Raw genomic sequence first — 22,748 nt, 5'->3', positions numbered from 1 at the left:
TAATTTTCCATGATAGCCAGGTAGTGGGGTAAAAGCCGATTCACTTCTGCACGCTGGGGCTCATCGGTGCATGTCAGCTGGTCAGCGCGGCAATCTCGGCAGTCACATTGCGCCGGGCCTGCTCCTCCCAGCGATTGCGGCCGGGCATCGTGTGGAAGATCGACCCGCCCAGCAAGTCGGTGAGAATCCGCGCCCGGGCCGGCTTGAACACGTCGTCGGGGACCGCGTCGTACTCGGCGCGCACGGCGGCCGCGTAGCGCTCATAGCGCGCCGCGTTCGCGCCGAGCACCGACAGATCGGCGTCGCTGAGCACCGCCGCGTTGATGTCGCCGTCGGCGACCTTGTGGCTCTTGGTGGCCATCACCAGCCGGGCCACCTCGTCGCGCATCGGCGACGACCACAGCAGCTCACGTGCCAACTCGGCCGAGCGGTCCTCGTTGTCGTCACGACCGATCTCGTAGATCGCATCGTGGAACCACGCCGCCAGTTCGACGGCCTCCCGATCGAAACGCAGCCCCTCCTCGGCCAGCGACTGGACTGCGTCCAGGAGTTCGTGCAGATGTGTGACGTTGTGGTGCTTGCGATGGGACTCCGACCAGCGGGCCAGCAGATCTTCCCGCAGGTCCTCGGTGAGATGCGCGGACATGATGCCAGTCTGCTCCGGTTTGACCTGAACCGCTGTTGAGGACGCATCATTGGCGATCGTGGGCACATCGGCACTCGACCTCGACGGATACTTCGGCAGGATCGGCTACCCCGGACCCGCGCGTCCCGACCTGGACACGTTGCAAGACATCGTCGCCGCGCACAACCGGTCCATCCCCTTCGAAAACCTCGACCCGTTGCTCGGCGTCCCCGTGGCCGACCTGAGCGCGGAGGCGCTGGCCGACAAGATGGTGAACCGGCGCCGCGGCGGCTACTGCTACGAGCACAACGGCCTGCTCGGGTATGTACTCGACGCGTTGGGTTTCGGAGTCGACCGGTTGGCGGGCCGGGTGGTGTGGATGCGCCCCGCGCACGCGAGGAGCAGATCAAGCCACTGCCTGCCGAAACGCACAACGTGCTTGCGGTGACGGTGCCAGGTCTTGGCGACCGCTACCTGGTCGACGTCGGGTTCGGCGGGCAGACGCTGTCGTCGCCGATCCGGCTGGTGGCCGGCCCGGTGCAACAGACGCGACATGAGCCGTACCGGCTGCTCGAACACGAGGGCGGCCTGGTCCTGCAGACGTTGATCCACGACGACTGGAAGTCGCTGTACACCTTCACCACCGCACCGCGCCCACGCATCGACCTTGAGGTCGGAAGTTGGTATGTGTCAACGCATCCCGGTGGCATCTTCGTGGTGGGGCTGACCGCGGCGCTGATCACCGACGACGCACGATACAACCTGCGGGGCCGCAACCTGGCCATCCACCGGGGCGGCGCCACCGAGCGGATCCGGTTCGACACCGCGGCCCAGGTGCTCGATGCGTTGACCGGCCGATTCGGCATCGACCTGGGCGACGTCGACCGGTCGGTGCTCGCCGCGAGGGTCCACGACGTGCTCGACAGCTGACACAGCAGGAATCGTCATGTCGCAGACGGCGCAAGGCGACCATACTCGGACAGCGTGAGCGCGCCACCGAACGGACGAGACCGACTGCGAGAGTTGCTCGACGCCGTCGTCGATGCCGACAACACCGCCGTCGGCGAGATGGCTCGCAGCAGCTACGTATCGGAGTTCCACTTCTCGCGGGAGGTACGCCGGCTCACCGGTGAGCCGCCCGCCGCGATGCGTCGCCGCATCATGCTCGAACGCGCGGCGTGGCGGTTGCAGCGCGGGCAAGGGGTGGCCGATGTGGCTGCCGCGGAAGGCTGGTCGTCGGCCGAGGTGTTCTCGCGGGCGTTTCGGCGGGCCTTCGGCGTACCGCCGTCGCGGGCAGGCGATGTCGCATTCCGGCTCGCCGCACCCAACGGCGTGCACTTCCATCCACCGCAGTCGCTGTGGTGTGACAGCGACGGGGGCACCGGTGCCGGGCCGGATGTATCGCAGTTCATGCTCGTGCACGACGTCGCCGACACCGAGTACCTGCTCGGACTCGCCGCCGGCCTCAGTGAAAGTCAATGGGTGCAAGAGATTTCACCCGGGCAGGTGGTGCTGGAGTGGGACGGGCCCGAGCCGAGCGTGGCGGCGGTCCTCGGCGCGACGGTGTGGACCAAAGAGGTCTGGCTGGCCACCATCGAGGGCGGGGACTTCCCGTCGCGGACTCTTGCGGCAACCCCGGAGGAACTTGCCGAACGCCATGGCACCATCGGGAAGCGTTGGACCACATTGATTTCCGAGTACTCCGCAGCCGGTCGACTGGCCGACACCGTGATCGACGCGCTGTGTGATCCGCCGGAATCCTTTCAGCTGTACGGCATCGTCGCCCATGTGTTGACGTACTCGGCGCAACGCCGGGGCATTACGCGCGCGATGCTGGCGCGCCACGGCGTGATCGCTGACAACGGTGACCCATTGGCATGGATGAGGAGAGAGTGAACGTGAAAACGGTCTATTACACCGGCTCAAGCCTGGACGGCTACCTCGTGGACGCAGAGGGCAGCCTGGACTGGCTGATCTCCCGGATGATCGACGCCGACGGGCCGTTCGGCTACGACGGTTTCATCAAAACCGTTGGGGCCCTGGCGATGGGCGCGGACACCTACGAGTGGATCGTGAAGAACAACGGGGACTGGTCGTACGAACAGCCGGCGTGGGTGCTCACTCACCGGCCGGACATCGTCGCCGCCGTGGGCGCCGGACATCCGGTGCAGGCTTTCGACGGTGAGGTCACCGACTTGCACCCGCAGCTTGTCGCGGCGGCAGCGGGTAAGGACGTCTGGGTGATCGGCGGTGGTGATGTCGCGGCGCAGTTCGTCGCAGCCGGGCTGGTGGACGAGTTGGTGGTCAGCTACGCGCCGTGCACGCTCGGCGCGGGCTCGCCGGTGCTGCCGTTGCGCTCGGAGTGGGTGCTGGAATCCTCGGCCGTCAACGGTGACTTCGTGTGTGCCCGTTGGACGAGGGCCTGACTCGCCGCCCGAACTCCGCGTAACCGGCTCGGTTTCCGAGTCGTCCTCGGCGTGGCCCCGGAGGTGAAATCGCCTGATTGGCAACCTCTCTGACGTCTTGTCGCACGGTGATCCGCATCTGCCGGGCGACAGTTCGGGGTAACCGCCGATTCGGCAGGGTCCCACACCCCCTGCGGACAACCCGCCGTGTTCGTGCCGGCGGCCGCATGGCGTGGGATACCCCTGCAGGCTCATGCGCCGGCGTGGGTACCGCCCCGTCGGCCTCGCTCAGGTCATGGATCCGTGATCGTTCCTGGCAAAAACCGGGGCGCCGACGTTCCAAAAAAAATCTCTCTTGAACGGTTGACATGAACGGGCGTCCATGTCAGATTCATTGGACACACGAACGTGACTGGCATCACACCGGAGGAGTTAGGAGCAGAATTTCGGTCAGCCCTCCAAGGGGCGAGAACGTCGGATTGCAGACGACTTCGACGCACTCGCATATCTGACCAAGGTGCAAATTCCCAATCCGGAAAGGTGCACCGAAGATCGACAGTTCGGCTGAGTAGTCGGGCTATTTCCACACCACATGAATTGGAGTAACCATGGCAGAAATCACGACCGTCGGAACCCTGACCAAGGCCGGATCCATCCACAAGGTGGAGAAGGGCTACGAGGGGCTGCCGAGCATGAACGAGCCCGGTGTCGTCGCCGCCATCGCCGACTCTTTCCACAACCCGGAGGGCACCGTCATGAGCTCGGGGTTCTTCGAGCTGAAGAAGTCGGAGCCCTTGGTGTACACGTACACCTACGACGAGATGAAGCTCGTCGTCAAGGGTGAGTTCATCCTCACCGACCAGGACACCGGCGAGGTCACCCACGCCAAGGAACGCGACGTGCTGTTCTTCCCCAAGGGCACCACCGTCAAGTTCGAGACCCCCGAATACGGCCTCGGCTTCTTCGCCGGCGACCGCACCTTCGCCCCCTAAGGCTTTCTCCGCTGCGGTCGCTCGGATGGGGAGAAGACCCTCTAATGCGACGAATGCAGGTTCTGTTTTTCTCCGCATCTACCGCCACCGAAACGGTCCAGCCGGTCGGTTCCGAAGCGTCTAGGGATGCGATCAACTGTCCCGGTTATCTCTGACTCTTTCTTCTCGTCAGTGGGTACCTGGAATTCATGTCTGGTCACCGGGAAAATACCCGGGACAAAAGGCATCAGCCGCGACCGGAAACATAATCGCTGAATTACCGGCATTGATACGCGGCCTCCTTCACGACGTTGGATACCAACGTCCCACGAAATCAAGAAGAGGTAAGAAAGATGGCTTTACGAGTCGGAATTATCGGTGCTGGGCCCAGTGGCTTGGCGCAGTTGCGGGCTTTTGAGTCGGCGCGGCAGAAGGGGATCGCGATCCCGCAGATCACCTGTTTTGAGAAGCAGGAGGATTGGGGCGGTCAGTGGAACTATGGCTGGCGCATCGGGTTGGACGCCGATGGCGAGCCGGTGCATTCCAGCATGTACCGCCACCTGTGGTCCAACGGCCCCAAGGAGTGCCTGGAGTTCGCCGATTACTCCTTCGATGAGCACTTCGGCCGTCCCATCTCCTCCTTCCCGCCGCGCGCGGTGCTGGTGGACTACATCAAGGGCCGGGTGGAGAAGTCCGACGTGCGCAAGTACGTCAAGTTCAACACCGTGGCCCGGCACACCAGCTACAACGCCGACACCCAGGAATTCACGGTCACCGTGGAGAACCTCAAGACCCACCAGACCGAAACCCACGTGTTCGACAAGCTGGTGGTGGCCACCGGACACTTCCACGTGCCGGCGGTGCCCGAATTCGAGGGCATCAAGACCTTCCCCGGGGAGGTGCTGCACGCCCACGATTTCCGCGGCGCGGAACGCTTCTACGGCAAGCGGCTGCTGATGATCGGCAGCAGCTACTCGGCCGAGGACATCGGGATGCAGGCCCACAAGATGGGGGCGGCGTCGATCACCATGAGCTACCGCACCAACCCGATGGGCTACGACTGGCCGTGGAACACCGTGGAACGCCCGCTGGTCACCCGCTTCGAGGGCAACACCGCGTTCTTCAGTGACGGCACCCAGGACGATTTCGACGCGGTGGTGCTGTGCACCGGCTATCAGCACAAGTACCCGTTCTTGCCCAGCGAGCTGTCGCTGTCCTCGCCCAACGTGCTCTACCCGGCCAACCTGTACAAGGGTGTGGTGTGGCAGCAGAACACCAACCTGTTCTACCTGGGCGCCCAGGATCAGTACTACACGTTCAACATGTTCGACGCCCAGGCGTGGTTTGCCCGCGATGTGATGACCGGGGTGATCGAACTGCCCGACTACGACAAGCGCGAGGCCGACATCGAGCTGTGGTTGGAGCGTCAGGCCGCGTTGCCCGATCATGACGCCGAGGCCGAGTTCCAGACCGACTACGTGCGTGAGCTGCACGAAGCCACCGACTACCCGTCGTTCGATCTGGATGCGGTGTGCCAGTTGTTCAAGGACTGGATGCACAACAAGCACGTGGACATCCTCGGATACCGCGACGCGCAGCACCGCTCGGTGATCACCGGGACCCTCTCGGAAAAGCATCACACCCGCTGGATCAACGCCCTGGACGACTCCATGGAGCGCTACCTCAACGGGCCCTCCCAGGACGACATCCACGCCCCGGCCGGGTTGACCGACCGCCACCGCGGCGGCCAGGACAACACCACCGGCGCCGGCGCCGGACCATCCCTGGTCCACCACACCGAAGTACTGCAATCCCGCCCGCAACCCACCCATAGCTGACCCCGATGTTCCAGTCTCCTGCAATCGCAAGATGGGAACTTCGCAGCCCAAGCAATAATCTTGGGGAGGCTTCTCAGATGAACCGAAACCAGGAGACTGGAGGGGTGGCTATGCGGGTGTCCGCAGACGAACGACGAGGACAGCTGATTTCAGCGACCCTGGAACTAATGAGGCGTAAAGGCGTTCAGTCAGTGACCATGCGGGCTATCGCCAAGGAGGCCAACGCCCCTTTGGCCACCGCGCACTATTGCTTCGACGACAAGAGCGAACTCATGGACGCGGCCGCCGAGGCGTGGTTGAAGAACTTGAACCTCTTCTCTCACGAGATTTCGGTTCACCTGGGACTTCGTAAGGCCGTGGAACAAGTGGCCGAAGAGTACTGGCGTTCATTGACCGAACAACCTGCAAGCCTCCTCGCCGAGATCGAACTCATTCTGTGGGCAACCCGTAACGCTGAGGTAAGTCCGCTGGCAGCGAAGATCTACCCCGCCTATGTGGTGGAGTTGGGAAATATCTTCTCTGCCGCGGCCAAGAACAACGGTGATCAGTGCCAGATGGAAATGACCACGCTCGTGCGGTCATTCCTGATGATCTACGACGGAGCGGCCATCCAATACATGACCGATCCGACGGCTACCGATTTCCGGTCCATGTTTTTCACGATGTTGGATGCACTTTTGATCAAGGCCGGCGTCTAAACACAACGGCCACAACGGCATCCACCCGACAGGGTGACTTGAACACTCCGCACTGGCAACAGTGAGAGGGTTCAGTTGGTGATGGGTTTTCAGGGCGTGTCTCTTCATTGACGTCGCCCCCGTCAACCTCGAGTCTCATTCGAGGTTTGACGGAAAAGGGGAACGGTTTGTCCGCAAGCCGCCAGAAACACCGCGAATCACCGACGGTCTGATAGACAAGCCGCCCACCGAGGAAGAGGGTTCGGCTCTTGGAATACCGGAAATTCGGTACGAGAAGGGCTCCCCTCAACGATTCACGAGAACTACCCGCAACGCGGATTGCTCTGAAGAAACGGATAGCGAAATGACGAAATCCAGTCCCCAGCCGTCGACGCTGACGACGGGGAATGCCATCGATTCCTGGCCCGCAAAACCCATGAAAGTCATGAAGGCCGAATGGCCCCGGATGCGCTGCAGGTTCATCAACGCCGACCCGATCGGCGCCTGGGACGAATTCGTCCTCTCCGAGTGGGAACTGGAGAGCTGCGGCTGGGAGGACTTCCATCCCCACACCGAGACGGCCTTCGTCGTGGAAGGCGAACTCCACATCGAGTGCGATGGCGAGTCCGTCATCCTGGGACCCGGCGACTCGGCTCGCGTGAACGCCGGACGCACCGGCCGGTACTCGGCACCTGTATACGCCCGGATGCTCGCCACCTACGGACCCAATCCCGATGGCATGGAATCCCACTCCTTCCGATACTTCGAAATCTGAGTTCGGTGTCCCCGCACAGCCGCGCAAGCCCAGGATCCTGACGATCTCTCCTCACCAGGCGCCGACGTGAGCCGGCCGTGGGAGAGAAGCCAGGGACGTGTTCCCGACTCCAACTGAATATGGCCGACCGATATCCGCGCACAACCCCGTGTCGTACCTCTCTACGGCGGTCAAGGATGCCGCGAGAAGCGTGCATCTCAAGAGCTGCCGGCCCGATTCATCCTGCCGGGCGCTCGCAGATCAGCCCCTCCCGCTAGCCAGCAGGACTGATTAAAGTTTCACCGCTACCAAAGGAAAATCTCATGAGTCAAGATACTTTGGATGGAGTTGATCACCTGAAAAGGTCGATCGACTGGAAGCAGGGCCTGGCCATCGCGCTGGGTGTGCCCTTGCTGATCCTGCCGTCCTTGGGCTACCTGCCGAGCTACGTGGCTGCCGCCGCGATCATGGTCTGGGGACTGTCGATCCTTCAGACCTTCTTCCAGAACACCGCCTACGCCGAATTGGCCACCACCTTCCCCGAAGCCTCTGGCCTGCCCGGTTTCGTGCAGCACGTGTTCCGCACCAAGAACTACAAGGGCAAGTACGACAAGGGCAAACTGCTCGGCGGCTTCAGTGCCTGGAGCTACTGGTTCGCCTGGAACCCCGTGCTGTCGATCTTCGCCATCCTGGTCGGCAACTACCTGCACGGGCTGTTTCCCGCGCTGGCCGCACACTTCACCGAATACCAGCTCGGCCTGCTCTCGGGCCTGGTGATCTTCACCGGCTTGTCGGTGGTGAACTGGTTCGGCCTCAGGGACGGCGCCATCCTCGGCTACATCCTCGCCGCAGTTTCCCTGATCCCCCTGGCCGTCCTGACCATCGCCCCGTTCGCCACCGGACACGTTGACATGGCCAACATCACCGGCAACTGGGTACCGGCTGACTGGGCCTGGGACGCGCACCACATCCTGATCATCTTCGGCATCTTCTCCATCGCCCTGTGGAGCACCGGCGGCTGGGAAACTGCCGCCATCTACGCCCCCGAATACAAGAAGCCCGGCAGGGACGTCCCCAAAGCGCTGTACACCTGTGGCGTCATCTGCTTCTTCTCGTTCGTGCTGGTGGAAGCGGCAGTCATCGGCGTCCTCGGCGTCGACGGGGTACTGGCCGAACCGATCTCGCCTCTCATCCCGGTCGCCCATGCCGTTTTCGGCCAAGCCGGCACCACCGTCACCATCGTCATGCTGATCGCGGCGATGATCCTGATCATCCAAACCGCTTACCTGGGTTCCGCCCGCGCCCTGCACTCCATGGCGGAGGAAGGCAACTTCCCCAAGGTGTTCGGCAAGACGAATCGGCAGGGAACCCCCTTCGTTGCCATGTTCGTCACCGCGGCATTCAACATGGCGCTGATCTTCACCGGATCCATCCCGGCGATCCTGGCAGCCGCAGCCATCGGCTACACCTGCGCCAACGGCATCAGCCTGTTCGCCTACGTCAAGGCAAAGACGAATCCGGCTTTCGCCAAACTGGAACGGCCTTTCAAGGCACCCAATGGCTGGAAGTGGGTCGCGCTGGCCTTCGGTCTGTTCAATGTGCCGCTCTGCCTGGTTGGTGTGGTCTACCTGAACAGCCTCGAAATCGGTTGGACCTCAACGTGGCTCGGCTTCGTCGTGCTGGCGATATTCATCCCGATCTGGCTGTACACGCAGCGTGAGGTGCGGTCGGACGCCGAGAAAGAGCTGAGGTCCGGCGCAGCCGGCTCAGACGATGTCGTCGCCACCCAGCAGGTGGACCGGAGCACGATCTGACTGGTGTCGTAACCGGATAATCAAAGGCCCTGCAGTTGACCAACTGCAGGGCCTTTGATTTGGATCTGTTGCAGCCCAAACCTTTTCGCGGACCTCAGATGGAGGGGGCCTCGGTCGAAGCTCTCGCTGTCGGCAGGCCGTTGCGTCGGACGAATTCGCGTGACTTGATGAGGAATTCGAGTTGCTGAGCGACTTCCCGCAGCGGCTCGACAGTGCGCGAGGATCGGCACAGCACCACGGCGCCTTCGAGTGCCGCGATACACATGACAGCCAGCGACGCGGCGTCGGCTCGGTCGAATCCGTCGGCGGTGAACGCTCGGGCCAGCGCGGCGCGCCAGCGGTCGAAGATCTCGCCTGCTGCTTCGGTCAGTTGCGGTTCGTCGTCGATCGGGCCGATCGCTGCGGCGACCACGGGACAACCTGCGGTGAAGTCACTCTCGGCGAGCAGCCGTTCCCAGAACTCGACGAAGGTGCGGACCAGCGGCAGACCTCCGCCGTCGGAGTCCCGGTCGATGACGGTTCCGATGGTGTTGCCCGCCATCTGCAGCGCTTCGGCGAGGATCTGGTTCCGGCCGTCGGGGAAATGGTGGTAGACCGAGCCGCGTGGGGCGCCGCTGCGGGTCAGCACCTCGTCGATCGTGACGCCCGCTGCGCCGCGTTCCCGCAGCACCTCGACCGCGCTGATGAGCATTCGGGTGCGGGTGGAGCCGCGCCTGTTGCGGGGCACCTGGGCGAGCGGAGCGACGGGATCGGGCATGTTGGCGAGCGGAGGGACGGGCTCAGGCAACTCGTTCCTGGAAAAGCTGTGTCGGTCGCCGCAGCAGGCCGCGTGGGCTGACGTGCAGCGTCGGGGCGTGCGGTGTGCGGACCTGGTGGGTGAACCGGTGGCCGGCGATATTGACTTCTATGACCCACATCGTGCACCACCCTTCTATGTCGATGCTCATATTAAGAGATAACCGCCAGCGAGTGACGACCAGCTAACCAGTGTGCTGACAGCGAGCAGACTAGCAGGTTAACAGCCGGAAAAGGTCTTTGCTGGCAAGATTGTGATGATATTGAAACTATGATGACTTGCATAATTTGGCGTTGTGCAGTTGACTCCGTTCATGGCCGGTAACCCTGCGCTGACCCTCGAGACGGTGACCTTGGAGCGGGACGGGCATGTCCTGCTGATCGGGCTGAACCGACCGGAGAAGCGCAATGCCTTCAACGTCACGATGCTCACGGATTTATCCCGGGCCTACGGACTGCTTGAGGCCGACGACGATCTGCGGGCCGCGGTGTTGTTTGCCCATGGCGAGCACTTCACGGCCGGTCTCGACCTCGTCGACGTCGCGCCGCACATCGCGGGCGGCAGTCTGCCTGCGCCGCAGGACGGGCGTGATCCGTGGCGACTCGACGGCGACTGGACCAAACCGATCGTGGCCGCGGTCCAGGGGCGGTGTCTGACGCTGGGCATCGAACTGCTGCTGGCGGCCGACATCCGGGTCGCCGCTGCGGACACCCGCTTCGCCCAGATCGAGGTGCTGCGCGGCATCTACCCGTTCGGCGGAGCCACACTGCGGCTGCCCCGTCAGACCGGCTGGGGCAACGCCATGCGCTGGTTGCTGACGGGTGACGAGTTCGACGCTGCCGAGGCCTATCGGATCGGCCTGGTCCAGGAGGTCGGCGAGGACGCCGCGGCCGCGATCGCCCGGGCTCGCGAGATTGCCCACACCATCGCCGACCGGGCCGCGCCACTCGGCGTGCGAGCCACCCTGGCCTCGGCGCACACCGCCGCCAATGACGGGGACGCCGCGGCCATCGCGCGGTTGCGCCCGGACGTCGCGAAACTGTTCGCCAGCGCCGACGCCGCCGAGGGTGTGCAGTCGTTCATCGAGCGACGCCCCGCGACGTTCATAGGTCGCTAGCTTTGCCGAACAGACGTGAAGGTCCCCCTTTTTGGGCAAAAAGGGGGACCTCCACGTCTGCTCGCGAGGGGAACGCGCAGAAAAATCAGCCGGCGTTCTCCAGCGCCACCAGAGCGGCGGCGACGGCGAAGAACTTGTTGGCACCCAGCTGGCGCACGGTCTTGATGTTGAACGCTTCCTCGAGGTGTTTGGCGTCGGCGTCGGTGACGCCGGCCAGCGCCGCGGGCGACGCATCCAGGATTTCCTTGAGGTTCTTCTCCTCGTAGGCCTTGTCGAGCGATTTGGCCAGATCAACCGAGACTGCCATCGGATTTCTCCCTAGAGTCGTTTGCTACGGGTGGTCGAACGGGCGCCACCGTAGCTGGGCAACCTGGACACCGCCTGCCAGTTTCCTGGCAGGGTCACCGCTCGTCGGGGGTTATTCGGGTGTGTAACCGAACGGCAGCAGCACGCTCTTGGCCTGGCAGTAGGCCTCGATACCCTCGGGTCCGTTCTCCCGACCGATACCCGAATTCTTGTATCCGCCGAACGGCGCGCCCGGGTCGAACGCGTACATGTTGACGCCGTAGGTGCCGGTGCGGATCTTGCTCGCGATCTCCATCGCCTTCGGGATGTCGGTCGTGTAGACGCTGCCGGCCAGTCCGTAGACCGAGTCGTTGGCGATGCGGACGGCGTCCTCCTCAGTGTCGAACGGGATCACCACCAGCACCGGCCCGAAGATCTCCTCCTGAGCGATGGTCATCGCGTTGTCGACGTCGGCGAACACCGTCGGCTGCACGAACCAGCCCGAATCCAGGCCCTCGGGCCGGCCGCCGCCGGTGACGATGCGGGCGCCCTCCTCGACGCCCTTGTGGATGTAGCCCTCGACCCGGTCGCGTTGCTTCTCGCTGATCAGCGGGCCGATCATGGCGGCCGGGTCGTCGGGCAGGCCGACCTTCATGGCCGCCACGCCCGCGGACACCTTCTCGACGACCTCGTCGTAACGCGATCGCGGTGCCAGGATGCGGGTCTGCCCGACGCACGCCTGTCCGCAGTTCATCAGGCCGGAGAAGATCAACATCGGCAGCGTGGAGTCCAGGTCGGCGTCCTCCAGAATGATCGCCGCGGACTTGCCGCCGAGTTCCAGCGTGCACGGCTTGAGCCGTTCGGCGGCGACCTTGCCGATCTCCTTGCCGACGGCACTGGAGCCGGTGAACGTGAACTTGTCGATCTCGGGATTGGCGATCAGGGCGCGGCCGGTGTCGGGGCCACCCGGGACGACAGACAGCACGCCTTCGGGCAGTCCGGCCTCGGCGAACGCCTGGGCCATCGCGAACACCGACAGCGGTGTCTCGGCGGCCGGCTTGAGCACGACGGTGCAGCCGGCCAGCAGCGCCGGGCCGAGCTTGTTGGCGGCCAGGAAGAACGGCACGTTCCAGGCCGCGACCGCGGCGACGACACCGATGGGCTCGCGGGTCACCAAGGTCTGGCCGTAGATACCGTCGCGGATCTCGCTCCAGCTGAACTTGTCGACCGCGGACGCGGCGTAGTAGTTGAACGACGACATCGCCGCGCCGTACTGCATCATGTCGACGATGCTGGCGGGCTGACCGGTCTCGGCGGCCAGCAGGAACTTCAGTTCGTCGGCGCGCTCTTCCATGATCTTGACCGCGCGGGCGAGGATTGCGGCCCGGTCGGCCGGCTTCATGGTGGGCCATGGGCCCTCGTCGAACGCGGTGCGGGCAGCGGCGCACGCGGCGTCCACGTCGCCCTGGGTGGCCAGCGGCACCTTGCCGACCAGCTCACCGGTGGCGGGGGAGTGCACCTCGATCACCTCGGCCGTGGCCGGCTCGACCCACTGGCCGCCGATGAACAGCTTGTCCCACTCGGTCTGAAACGCGGTCGCGGATGAGCTCTGTGTCATGGAGGTCACATTACCCAGTTTCGGGAAAAACGAGAACATGTTCCAATCGGCGGATTCTCAGGGCTGGAGAACCAGCACCAGATTGCTCACCAGAAACTCTCGCAACCGCGGTACAGACGTCATCCACCAGGCCCATCGCGGGTGGTAGCGGGGGAATGCGGCCACCAACGCCCCGGTGCTGGCCGCCCACTGCAGCCCGTCGGCGGCTGACACCGCGAACAACGACGACCCGTAGTCGTTCTTGGGTCGGTGACCGTGTTTGCGGGTGTACATCTGGGCGGCACGCGCCCCACCGAGGTAATGCGTCAGGCCCATCTCGTGACCGCCGAACGGGCCGAGCCACACGGTGTAGGACAACACCACCAACCCGCCCGGCCGGGTGACCCGCAGCATCTCGTTGCCCAACAGCCACGGGTGCGGCACGTGCTCGGCGACGTTGGAGGACAGGCAGATGTCCACGCTGCCGTCGGCGAACGGCAGCGCCATCCCGGACGCCCGCACGAACACCCCGCCGTCGGCGTCACCGGCGGGACCAGCATGCATTTCGCGGGGATCGGGTTCGACGCCGACGTAGCGCATCCCCGCGGTGTCGAACGCGGAGGCGAAGTAACCGGGCCCACCGCCGACGTCGACCACAGTCCGTCCCGTAACGAGCCCACCGGTGCAACCGGTCCACAGATCCGTGACCATCGCGACCGTGTCCTCGGCCAGGGCGCCGTAGAACCTGGCCGGGTCGGTCTGCTCGAAGCGGAACTCGCTCAGCAGACGCACCGAGCGCCGCAGGCCGGCCCGGCGGGCAACGAGTGCGGTGGGCTGCACCCGCCCAACCTACTCACCGGTACGCTCGACACGATGTCTGACCGTCCTGTCCGTGCTGTCCTGCTGCTGTGCTGGCGAGATACCGGGCATCCGCAGGGCGGCGGCAGCGAGGCCTACGTGCAGCGCATCGGTGCCTACCTGGCCGCCCGCGGAGTCGACGTCACCTTGCGCACGGCCCGTTATCCGGGGGCGCTGCGCGACGAGGTGGTCGACGGCGTACGGATCAACCGCGCCGGCGGTCCCTACACGGTGTACATCTGGGCGGGTCTGGCGATGGTGTTGGCCCGGATCGGTCTCGGACCGCTGCGGCGGGTGCGGCCCGATGTCGTCGTCGACACCCAGAACGGCCTGCCGTTCTTGGCCCGCCTGGCGTTCGGCCGTCGTGTGGCCGTGCTGGTGCACCACTGCCACCGCGAGCTGTGGCCGGTCGCGGGCCCGGTGATGGGCCGGATCGGCTGGTTCGTCGAATCGCGGCTGTCGCCGCGGCTGCACCGCCGCAATCAGTACGTCACGGTGTCGCTGCCCTCGGCGCGCGACCTCAACGAACTCGGTGTGGATTCGGGCCGAATTGCCGTGGTGCGCAACGGTCTTGACGAGGCTCCGGCGCCGAGCCTGGGATTGCCGCGCTCGGCCACCCCGCGCGTGGTGGTGCTGTCGCGGCTGGTGCCGCACAAGCAGATCGAGGATGCACTCGAGGCCGTCGCGACCCTGCGGGCCGACATCCCCGACCTGCATCTGGACATCCTCGGCGGGGGCTGGTGGCAGCAGCGGTTGATCGAGCATGCCGAGTTGCTCGGCATCACCGACGCCGTGACATTCCACGGCCACGTCGATGACATGACCAAACATCGTGTGCTGCAACAAAGTTGGGTGCATGTGCTGCCGTCCCGCAAGGAAGGCTGGGGACTCGCGGTGACCGAGGCCGCCCAGCACGGCGTGCCGACCATCGGCTACCGTGCCTCGGGCGGGCTGACCGACTCGATCGTCGACGGGGTGACCGGGCTGCTGGTCGAAGACCGGGACGGCCTGGTCGCCGGGCTCGGCCAGCTGTTGCGCGACGGTGTGCTGCGAGTGCAGCTGGGTAGCAAGGCGCAGGCCCGCAGCGACGAATTCTCCTGGGCGCAGAGCGCCGACGCGATGCGCACGGTGCTGGAGTCGGTGCGCGACGGGCGCTACATCAGCGGCCTGGTATAGCCCGCCCCGGGGGTCCCGCTGAGCGGGAACAGGACACCGGCAGTGGGCTTTTCGCCCCTACCGTCAGCACATGACTTCACAGCCGATGATGCGTGCGATGGTGCTTGACGGGTTCGGCGGCCCCGAGGTACTGCACGAGGCGACGATCGAACGGCCGTCGGCCGCACCGAACGGCGTAGTCGTCCGCGTCGCCTACGCCGGGGTGAACCCGGCCGACTGGAAGAACCGCGAAGGCTGGCTCGCGCAGTTCTTCGAATACCGGTTCCCGTTCGTGCTGGGGTTCGACGCTGCCGGCGTGATCGCCGAGGTCGGTGAGGGCGTGACCGACCTGGTCGTCGGTGACCGCGTGCTCACCGCGTCCAACATGGGCCGCGGGGAGCGCGGCACCTACGCCGAGTACGTGGCCTCCGACCGCGAACGCGTGGTCAGGCTGCCCGACTCGGTCCGGCTCGTCGAGGCCGCGGCGATGCCGACCGCCGGCTGCACCTGCTGGGAGGCGCTGTTCGACGTCGGCGACGTCGGCGCGGGCTCGACGGTGCTGATCAACGGCGGTGCCGGCGGTATGGGCAGCTACGCGATCCAACTGGCCACGATGGTCGGCGCCAGGGTCGCCGCCACGTGCGGGCCCGCCAACCTCGACTACGTGCGTGAGCTTGGTGCCGACCTGGCCATCGACTACCGGCACGCCCCTGTCGCCGACGCCGTGCGGCAGTGGGCACCGGGCGGGGTCGACCTGGTGGTCGACACCGTGGGACAGGGCACCCTGCTCGACTCGATCGAGATGGTCAAGCGCGGTGGCGTCGTCACCCCGATCGCGACGCTGATCGCCGACGAACCCATGCCGGATCCCGCGCGGGCCGCCGAGCTCGGGGTGTCGGTGATCCCGACCATGTCGAACTACGCCAATCAGGAGCGGCAGCTCACCGCGCTGGTCGACGCGCTGGCCGCCGGTCGCATCCGTGCCCCGCAGCTCGAGATCCTGCCGCTGGCAAAGGTCGCGGACGCCCACCGGCGCATCCAAGCCGGTCATGTCCGCGGCAAGATCGTCCTCGAGGTCAACGCAGACCTGGGCTAACGGCGGCGACGCGCCTCACGCACGGTCTGCGCCACCAGCCCCACACCCGCGCCGACCAACAACCCCAACCACACCAGGTGCGCGACGATGAGCAGACCGCGATGCGTCGCCACCGGCGCCGATCCGCCGATCCGCTGAACCACGACGTCACCGTCGGTTTCGCGGACCACCCAGCCCACGCCCGCGTCGGCGAGCTGCTGTGGCGTGGCACCCGAGACCAGCATGTCCTGGATGGCACGGGCGCGCACGCCCTCTCCGGGGACGACGTGCCCGGCGATCGACAGATCACCCGTGCTGAACACATCCGCGCGCAGCCAGCGGGGCAGCGGATCCAGCACCGGGGCGGGCCCCGACCAGGAGAACTGCCTCATCACGTCCGGCGGCAGCACCGCCACCGGCCGTGGGTCGGCGTTGATCTGCGCGGCCGCGGCAGCCCAACCGGCCGGATAGCGCACGGCCCGCATCTGGCCACCCACGCCCCACGCCAGATCGGGCAACACGGCGATCAACGCCACGCAGCACAGCGCGGCCGTCGCGGTCGCCGGCAGCCGTCGCCGCAGCGTCACCGGGGCCGCCGCGGCCGCCAGCGTGTACCCGGGCATGGCCAGGGCCACCCACTTCTGCCCGTCGCGCAGCACGCCGAGCCCAGGAATGGTTCGCACCGCACTCTCCACGAACGCCAGCCCGGGTCCGGTGGCCAGCAACGCCGGGCCGACGACCGCGACGGCGGCCAGGACCAGCAGCGGCAGCGTCATGCGTCTGGCAGGTGTGCGCAACACGACTGGAAGCCCCGCCACCACTACGCCGAGCAGCACCACCGTGGCCAGCACCGCGAACAGCGAGGTACGGGAAGCCGGGGTGGCCGCACTGTTCCAGATGCCGCCGAGGCCGGCCAGGCTGCCGAGGGTGCCGAGCCCCGGTTCGGCCCGCGCGGCGAACGCGTGAATCCCGGCCGACGACTCCGCCGCCGACGCGTTCACGGCGCCGCCGATCAGGGCGGCCGTCAACCAGGGCATTGCGGCCAGCACGGCGGCGGCCAAGCCCGTCGCGGCGACCCGGACGCGTCCCCAGCCGTCGCCCGGGACCGCGACGCAGGTCAGCGCGACCAGCAGGGCCAGCAGCAGACCCGTCGGCGTCAACCCGGCGGCAGCGATCCAGAACACCAGCGCGAACGCCGCTCCTCGCGTGCGGGCCCCCGTGCGCAACCGCAGCACGGCCGTCGCCACCCAGGGCAGGCAGCCGTAGCCGACCAGAAGACTCCAGTGACCCTGCAGCAACCGCTCGGCGACGTAGGGATTCCACACGGCCAGCGTTGCGGCGATGAACTGCCCGGGGAGCCCAGCCGACAGCACCTCGGCGGCCAGCCGTGCCGCGCCCCAACCTGCCAGCCACAGGCCGCCCACCAGCAGCACCTTGACCACCACGCCGCCATCGAGCACCGCCGAGGTCACCGCGATGAAGAAGTCCTGCGGAAGCGCCCGCGGGGCTGCCTCGGACAAGCCCAGCGCGGCGTCGGTCAGATACGAGCGCGGCGTCGAGACCGCGTCGCGCAGCAGCAGGTAGCCGGGCCCCAGCACCGGCGCCGTCACCAGCAGCGACAGCACCAGCGCATAGGCCGGCAGCCAGAACCGGGAGGAAATCAGACCGGTCGGTCCGGGGGCAGGTCAGAGGGACGCTGCGCGGGCAGCTTCTCGGTCTTGGCCTCCGCTCCCGGCACCTGGATGCCCTGGGTGTCGAAGAAGCCGTGGTCCGCGGTGTCGAGGCCCGGGTCGATCAGCGTCGACTCGGCGCGCAGCGCGAAAGAGGCCAGCAGCGCTCCGCCGATCAGCGTGACCAGGCCCAGCGCGGTGAACGTGATGGGCAGGACGCGCGACCACAGCGACACCCGGTCGCGTTCGTCGCGGGCGGAAGCCACCTGCGATTCGATGGTGCTCTCGCTGGAGGTCACCTTGTAGTCGACGTAGGTGACCTCGGGCTTCAGCGGATCGCGGGCGTAGTACTGATAGCCGTGGTCGGTGGCCTTGACGATGGTGCCCGAGACCGGATCCACCCAGAACGTGCGCTGCGCCGCGTAGTAGCGGTTCATCGTGATTTCTTCGTCCGGCTCACCCGGCACACCCCAGACCGAGGCCCGCGCCTTCACGGTGCTGTCGACGTCGTCCTCGTACAGCGAGGCGTACTTCACCGGCTCGACCAGCTTGCCGTCGGCGTCGTAGCCCACGTTCTGCGTGAACCGGTAGGTGGTCAGCCCGTTGACGTCTTCTTCGCCGTCATAGTTCGCGTCGAACGGCTTCTGCGCGATCGGGTCGAACATCTGATAGGTCTTTTTTTCCGTGTCGAACGGGAACCGGTAGGTCAAACCCTCGTGCGGCAGCGCCACGCTGGTGGGCGGCTTCTGGTCTTCCATGCCGCGCGGCTTCTGCACCGAGCCGCCGGGGTTGTTGTCCGACGACACCGCCAGCGCCGTGCTGCGGTTCATGGTGACGGTGTCGACCATCGCCAACAACAGACCGGTGTCCTGCTGGCGATCCGTCCGCCGCAGTGACGTGCCCACCTGCAGGGTCACCACCTCGGCGTTGGACGGAGATTCCACGCTCATCTGCTGTTGCATCGCAACCGGCACATTCCGGTCCACCGAGAACTTCTCGGCCGACAACGACGCCGGATCGAATGCGGTCCCGGTTCCCTCGCTGACCAGCGTGGTGTCCAGGTTGAGCGGGATCTTGGCGATCTTGCCCTTGGTGTAGGTCGTCAGCAGCAGGGCGGCGATCAACAGGGCGGCACCCAGCCCCATCAATCCGCATGCCGCGATACGCAGCGCCACAGCGCGGTTCAAACCGGGCCTCCTTTGGTGTGGGCCATCTTGTCCTCAGGGCAAACCCGTTCGACCCTAACAGCACTATTTAAGGCCATTACTTACGACAACGGCATCCTGTGGTGGCACTTCACCGTCCGTTTGGTGTGTTTGCGTCGTCCCGGCACACTGGTCGTCGTGGCGACCCGGCAATCGGACCCGAACTCCGAGGTCGGCGGGACGAGGAGCTTCCTGCCGGCAGTCGAGGGCATGCGTGCCTGCGCGGCCATGGGCGTCGTGCTCACCCACGTCGCGTTCCAGACCGGCCACACCGGTGGCGGCTTCTTCGGGCGCATCTTCGGCAGGTTCGACCTGGCCGTGGCGGTGTTCTTCGCGCTGTCGGGCTTCCTGTTGTGGCGCGGTCACGCCGCCGCCGCCCGCGGATTGCGCCCGCGGCCGCCGACAGGGCACTACCTGCGGTCTCGGGTGGCGCGCATCATGCCCGGATATGTGGTGGCAGTCGTGGTGATCCTGCTGCTGCTCCCCGAGGCGAAGGCCGACTTCACGGTATGGCTGGCCAACCTCACCCTGACGCAGATCTATGTTCCGTTGACCCTGACCGCCGGGCTGACCCAGATGTGGAGTCTGTCGGTCGAGGTCACCTTCTATCTGGCGCTGCCGTTCCTGGCGCTGCTGGCTCGCCGGCTCCCGGTGCGGGCCCGCATCGGGGTGATCACCGCGGTGGCCGTGCTCAGCCTGGCCTGGGTGTGGATCCCGTTCGACGGCAGCACCGGGCAGAACCCGTGGAACTGGCCGCCGGCATTCTTCTCGTGGTTCGCCGGCGGCATGGTGCTGGCCGAGCTGACGGTCACCCCGTTCGGCCGGGCGCATCGGCTGGGCCGCAACCGCCTGCTGATGGGGCTGGTCGCGCTGGTGGCGTTCGCAATCGGGGCGTCACCCATGGCCGGGATGGACGGGTTGCGCCCGGGATCGGTTACGCAGGTGACGCTGAAGACGGCAATGGGCGCGGTGCTCGCCGCCGCGCTGCTGGCGCCCCTGGTGCTCGACCGGCCCGACACCCCGCACCGGATTCTCGGCAGCCGGGTGATGGTGACCCTGGGCCGCTGGTCCTACGGGTTGTTCGTGTGGCACCTGGCTGCGCTGGCGATGGTGTTCCCGATGATCGGGGAATTCCTGTTCAACGGTGGCATGCCGGCGGTCCTGGTGCTGACGTTGGTGTTCGGTTTTGCCTTGGCCGCGGTCAGCTACGCCCTTGTGGAGTCGCCGTGCCGGGAGGCGTTCCGGCGCTGGGAGTACCGCCATCAGCGTCCCGTCCCGCCGCTGGACAGCTCGATCACCGACGAACCCGAACCGGAACCGCAACCCGCGCTGCGCTGAGGGCGCCGTCGGGCGGCCTACTCGTTGACCAGGTAAGGGTTCGGCGTCGAGGCCCAGATTCGTTCTGCGGCGCGACTGTCCTTGTCCTGCAACGCCTTCAAAAGTTTGTTGTGCAGGGTGAGTGCATGATGGGAGATGCCGTCGGTGACATCCGGCTGCTCGCGCAGCTGGGTCCTGACGGCGCCGCGCAACTCGCTGTACAGGTCGACCAGCAGCACGTTCTTGGTGGCCGCCGCGATCTGCATGTGGAATGCGTAGTCGGCTTCGACGAACGCTTCCGGATCGTCGTGCTGCGCCGCGACCTCGCAGGCCTGCGCGGCCTCCCGCAGGTGTAGAAGGTCTTTCTCGGACCGGTTCCGCGCGGCCAGACCGGCAACCGACATCTCGAACGCGCGCCGCACATCGAACAGTTCGGCAATGCTCGCGCGCCTGATCTTGTCCGTGAGGGTGTCGCCCGCGCCGGGCGTCGCCGAGACGTATGTGCCGTCGCCGACCTGCACCCGGAGCACACCGCTGTGTACGAGGGCGCGTACTGCTTCGCGCACTGTCGATCGTCCGACCCCGAACCGTTCCATCAGCACTGGTTCCGGGGGCAGCCTGTCGCCGACCTTCAACTCACCCTTGGTGATGGCGGTCTGGAGCTCGCTGATGATCTGGTCGGCCAGTCGCAGCCTGCTCACCCGGTTGACGTTGGGAAGGACCGAATCGGCCTTGCTGCCGCCTTGTTTGGCGCGAGACACCACTGACGGGCCCTCCATGAATTGGGGTGATGGTCTGACGTTTCCATGTGGACGATACAACACTGCCCGCTCTGCGGCCGGGCTCCCGGCGGGGATTGACAACGGACCGACTGCCCGTCAATGATCAGACGTCTGCTGATCTGATGGATATGGAGGTAGTGAGATGGCAAAGCGAGTCATCGTTGTCGGGGCGGGCAACGCAGCGTTGGTGGCGGCGCTGGCTGCGTCGGACGCCGGTGCGGACGTCACCGTGCTGGAGAAGGCGCCGCGGGACCAGCGCGGGGGCAACACGCGATACACGGCTGGCCTCGTGAGGTTCGCCTTTGACGAATTGGCGGCCGTGGATGAGCTTTTGGGTAACAATGCAGCAACCAGTGGTGCGGTGACGGTCGAGCCCTATACGGCCGAAACGTTCACCAACGCGATCATGCAGACGTCCAGGGGTGAGGCCGACCCGGATCTCACAGACTGGTTGGTGTCGGAGAGCCAGGATGTCCTGCGCTGGATGAAGGGTCACGGCATCGACTTCGAGTTCGCGCAGTACCTGACGACGGCCGAGGGCGGCAAGACTGTCTACCGCAACGGGTTGGTGCTGCAGTCCGCAGGCGGCGGTGAAGGCCTCACTGCGATGGAGTTCGCTGCCGTCGAACGAGCCGAGTGCGAAATCCGATACGGCACTGCGGCAATCGATCTGATCCGGGACGACATCGGTGGGATCGTCGGGGTCCGGATCCGCAACGACGCCGGCTACACCGAAGACCTCTACGGTGAGGTGATCTTGGGCTGTGGCGGGTTCGAGGCCAATCCCGAGATGCGGACCAGGTATCTGGGTCCGGAATGGAACCTCGTGAAAGTCCGTGGTGTTCCGTACAACACGGGCGAACTGCTCGATGCGGCCTTGCGGGTAGGTGCCGCCACGTACGGGCATTGGGCTGACTGCCATGCCGCACCGATCGACGTGAATTCGCCCAAGCAGGGAACTCTCGAAACGGGCGAGCGGACCAACCGGACAAGCTTCCTGTTCGGCCTCGCCGTCAATGAACAAGCCGAGCGGTTCATCGACGAGGGGCGGGACTGGGCGCCGCAGAACTACGTCGCGGTCGGTAAGGCGGTCCTCAAGCAGCCCAACGGCATTGGGTACCAGCTGTTCGACGAGAAGGTTGCCGACCTGCTGGATCCACGCTATGGCGACGCGACGGTGTACCAGGCCGACACTCTGCCGGAGCTCGCCCGGCGGGCGGGGCTCGACCCGGAGAAGTTCGCGCGGACCGTCCGTGAGTACAACGCGGCTGTCGATGATCTCGTCGCCTTCGACAGCACGGTCAGGGACGGTAAGGCCACGCGCGGAATCGATCCGCCAAAGAGCAACTGGGCGCAGCGAATTGATACACCACCGTTCCGGCTGTACCCGTTCACGGGTGGCATCACGTTCACATTCGGTGGTTTGCGGATCGACCGCGGGGCGCGAGTTCTCGACGCGGGAACCGGGACGCCGATACCGGGCTTGTACGCGATTGGGGAGATGACCGGGGGATTCTTCTATCACAGTTACCCGGCGGGTTCGGGTCTGGTCTGTGGGTCGGTCACCGGCCGGGCGGCAGGGGCCGCCGCAGCTGCCGCTGCGCTGCGCGGGGCGACGACCGCTGCGGCACTTTCTTAGTCGGGCTGCTCCACACCTCTGCTCCCGGGGCAGCGACAGGGCCGCGTACCGCATCCGCGTGGAAGCGGAGCCTTGCCGCCGATTCGACACCGGCGGCGGCAAGGCTCCGTGCTGCCAACGAAAAGCCCCTGATAACAACGGAATTCATCGGAATCGGAACGTAGAAAC

General features: G+C 65.9%; 21 protein-coding genes and 1 pseudogene. 13 read left to right on the top strand and 9 right to left on the bottom strand.

Annotation, left to right across the window (positions count from 1 at the left end):
- Positions 1-73 precede the first annotated feature (73 nt).
- The gene (locus BTO20_RS35010; protein ID WP_087080894.1) at positions 74-646 is read right to left on the bottom strand and encodes an HD domain-containing protein; all 573 of its coding nucleotides are present in this window, start codon (positions 644-646) and stop codon (positions 74-76) included.
- Positions 647-704: 58 nt separating this feature from the next.
- Here BTO20_RS35010 and BTO20_RS35005 point away from each other — a divergent pair.
- From BTO20_RS35005 to BTO20_RS34970, 8 genes and pseudogenes are all read left to right on the top strand, one after another.
- A pseudogene (locus tag BTO20_RS35005) lies at positions 705-1,555 on the top strand (arylamine N-acetyltransferase family protein).
- A 54-nt stretch (positions 1,556-1,609) separates the two neighbouring features.
- Positions 1,610-2,521 (top strand): helix-turn-helix domain-containing protein, encoded by a 912-nt coding sequence (locus tag BTO20_RS35000; RefSeq protein ID WP_087080892.1) that lies wholly within the window; start codon positions 1,610-1,612, stop codon positions 2,519-2,521.
- 2 nt (positions 2,522-2,523) lie between these two features.
- Positions 2,524-3,051, top strand: coding sequence for a dihydrofolate reductase family protein (locus BTO20_RS34995; protein WP_087083136.1), 528 nt, complete (start codon positions 2,524-2,526; stop codon positions 3,049-3,051).
- 587 nt (positions 3,052-3,638) lie between these two features.
- On the top strand, positions 3,639-4,022 hold the full coding sequence (locus tag BTO20_RS34990; RefSeq protein WP_087080890.1) for a cupin domain-containing protein: 384 nt from the start codon (positions 3,639-3,641) through the stop codon (positions 4,020-4,022).
- Between the two features lie 332 nt (positions 4,023-4,354).
- The gene (locus tag BTO20_RS34985) at positions 4,355-5,839 is read left to right on the top strand and encodes an NAD(P)-binding domain-containing protein (protein ID WP_087080887.1); all 1,485 of its coding nucleotides are present in this window, start codon (positions 4,355-4,357) and stop codon (positions 5,837-5,839) included.
- Between the two features lie 77 nt (positions 5,840-5,916).
- Positions 5,917-6,537 (top strand): TetR/AcrR family transcriptional regulator, encoded by a 621-nt coding sequence (locus tag BTO20_RS34980; RefSeq protein ID WP_332460255.1) that lies wholly within the window; start codon positions 5,917-5,919, stop codon positions 6,535-6,537.
- A 343-nt stretch (positions 6,538-6,880) separates the two neighbouring features.
- Positions 6,881-7,291 carry a cupin domain-containing protein gene (locus tag BTO20_RS34975; RefSeq protein WP_232490962.1) on the top strand — a complete coding sequence of 137 codons (411 nt, stop codon included), beginning with the start codon at positions 6,881-6,883 and terminating at the stop codon, positions 7,289-7,291.
- Positions 7,292-7,593: 302 nt separating this feature from the next.
- Positions 7,594-9,084: an APC family permease gene (locus BTO20_RS34970; RefSeq protein WP_087080881.1), complete on the top strand. Its 1,491-nt coding sequence runs from the start codon at positions 7,594-7,596 to the stop codon at positions 9,082-9,084.
- A gap of 94 nt (positions 9,085-9,178) precedes the next feature.
- Here BTO20_RS34970 and BTO20_RS34965 read toward each other — a convergent pair whose 3' ends face one another.
- A complete protein-coding gene (locus BTO20_RS34965) occupies positions 9,179-9,841 on the bottom strand; it encodes a TetR/AcrR family transcriptional regulator (RefSeq protein ID WP_232490961.1) in 663 nt (220 codons plus the stop codon).
- A gap of 22 nt (positions 9,842-9,863) precedes the next feature.
- Positions 9,864-10,031: a hypothetical protein gene (locus tag BTO20_RS39650; RefSeq protein WP_157680407.1), complete on the bottom strand. Its 168-nt coding sequence runs from the start codon at positions 10,029-10,031 to the stop codon at positions 9,864-9,866.
- A 162-nt stretch (positions 10,032-10,193) separates the two neighbouring features.
- On the opposite strand from BTO20_RS39650, the gene BTO20_RS34960 reads away from it, so the two are divergent.
- A complete protein-coding gene (locus BTO20_RS34960; RefSeq protein ID WP_087083132.1) occupies positions 10,194-10,997 on the top strand; it encodes a crotonase/enoyl-CoA hydratase family protein in 804 nt (267 codons plus the stop codon).
- Between the two features lie 85 nt (positions 10,998-11,082).
- Here BTO20_RS34960 and BTO20_RS34955 read toward each other — a convergent pair whose 3' ends face one another.
- From BTO20_RS34955 to BTO20_RS34945, 3 genes are all read right to left on the bottom strand, one after another.
- Positions 11,083-11,304 (bottom strand): hypothetical protein, encoded by a 222-nt coding sequence (locus tag BTO20_RS34955; RefSeq protein ID WP_087080879.1) that lies wholly within the window; start codon positions 11,302-11,304, stop codon positions 11,083-11,085.
- A gap of 111 nt (positions 11,305-11,415) precedes the next feature.
- On the bottom strand, positions 11,416-12,900 hold the full coding sequence (locus tag BTO20_RS34950; protein WP_198344181.1) for an aldehyde dehydrogenase: 1,485 nt from the start codon (positions 12,898-12,900) through the stop codon (positions 11,416-11,418).
- A gap of 57 nt (positions 12,901-12,957) precedes the next feature.
- Positions 12,958-13,719 (bottom strand): class I SAM-dependent methyltransferase, encoded by a 762-nt coding sequence (locus BTO20_RS34945; protein WP_087080877.1) that lies wholly within the window; start codon positions 13,717-13,719, stop codon positions 12,958-12,960.
- Positions 13,720-13,752: 33 nt separating this feature from the next.
- Here BTO20_RS34945 and BTO20_RS34940 point away from each other — a divergent pair, with 33 nt between their 5' ends.
- Both BTO20_RS34940 and BTO20_RS34935 read left to right on the top strand, forming a co-directional pair.
- Positions 13,753-14,913, top strand: coding sequence for a glycosyltransferase family 4 protein (locus BTO20_RS34940; protein ID WP_087080874.1), 1,161 nt, complete (start codon positions 13,753-13,755; stop codon positions 14,911-14,913).
- Between the two features lie 70 nt (positions 14,914-14,983).
- A complete protein-coding gene (locus tag BTO20_RS34935) occupies positions 14,984-15,988 on the top strand; it encodes an NADP-dependent oxidoreductase (protein WP_232490960.1) in 1,005 nt (334 codons plus the stop codon).
- Here BTO20_RS34935 and BTO20_RS34930 read toward each other — a convergent pair.
- Positions 15,985-17,610 (bottom strand): hypothetical protein, encoded by a 1,626-nt coding sequence (locus BTO20_RS34930; protein ID WP_198344610.1) that lies wholly within the window; start codon positions 17,608-17,610, stop codon positions 15,985-15,987. The two genes, BTO20_RS34935 and BTO20_RS34930, sit on opposite strands and share 4 nt — an antisense overlap.
- Positions 17,611-17,627: 17 nt before the next feature.
- Positions 17,628-18,824, bottom strand: coding sequence for a DUF3068 domain-containing protein (locus tag BTO20_RS34925; protein WP_087080873.1), 1,197 nt, complete (start codon positions 18,822-18,824; stop codon positions 17,628-17,630).
- A gap of 228 nt (positions 18,825-19,052) precedes the next feature.
- On the opposite strand from BTO20_RS34925, the gene BTO20_RS34920 reads away from it, so the two are divergent.
- Positions 19,053-20,180, top strand: a complete 1,128-nt coding sequence (locus tag BTO20_RS34920) for an acyltransferase family protein (protein WP_198344609.1) — start codon at positions 19,053-19,055, stop codon at positions 20,178-20,180.
- 17 nt (positions 20,181-20,197) lie between these two features.
- Here the strand turns inward: BTO20_RS34920 and BTO20_RS34915 are convergent, their stop codons facing one another.
- Positions 20,198-20,938, bottom strand: coding sequence for a FadR/GntR family transcriptional regulator (locus BTO20_RS34915; RefSeq protein ID WP_087080868.1), 741 nt, complete (start codon positions 20,936-20,938; stop codon positions 20,198-20,200).
- Between the two features lie 145 nt (positions 20,939-21,083).
- On the opposite strand from BTO20_RS34915, the gene tcuA reads away from it, so the two are divergent.
- Positions 21,084-22,580, top strand: coding sequence for an FAD-dependent tricarballylate dehydrogenase TcuA (tcuA, locus tag BTO20_RS34910; RefSeq protein WP_087080866.1), 1,497 nt, complete (start codon positions 21,084-21,086; stop codon positions 22,578-22,580).
- Positions 22,581-22,748: the final 168 nt, after the last annotated feature.

It is taken from the genome of Mycobacterium dioxanotrophicus, from assembly GCF_002157835.1.
Lineage (GTDB): Bacteria > Actinomycetota > Actinomycetes > Mycobacteriales > Mycobacteriaceae > Mycobacterium > Mycobacterium dioxanotrophicus.
This window is presented reverse-complemented; position numbering and strand designations above follow the sequence as displayed.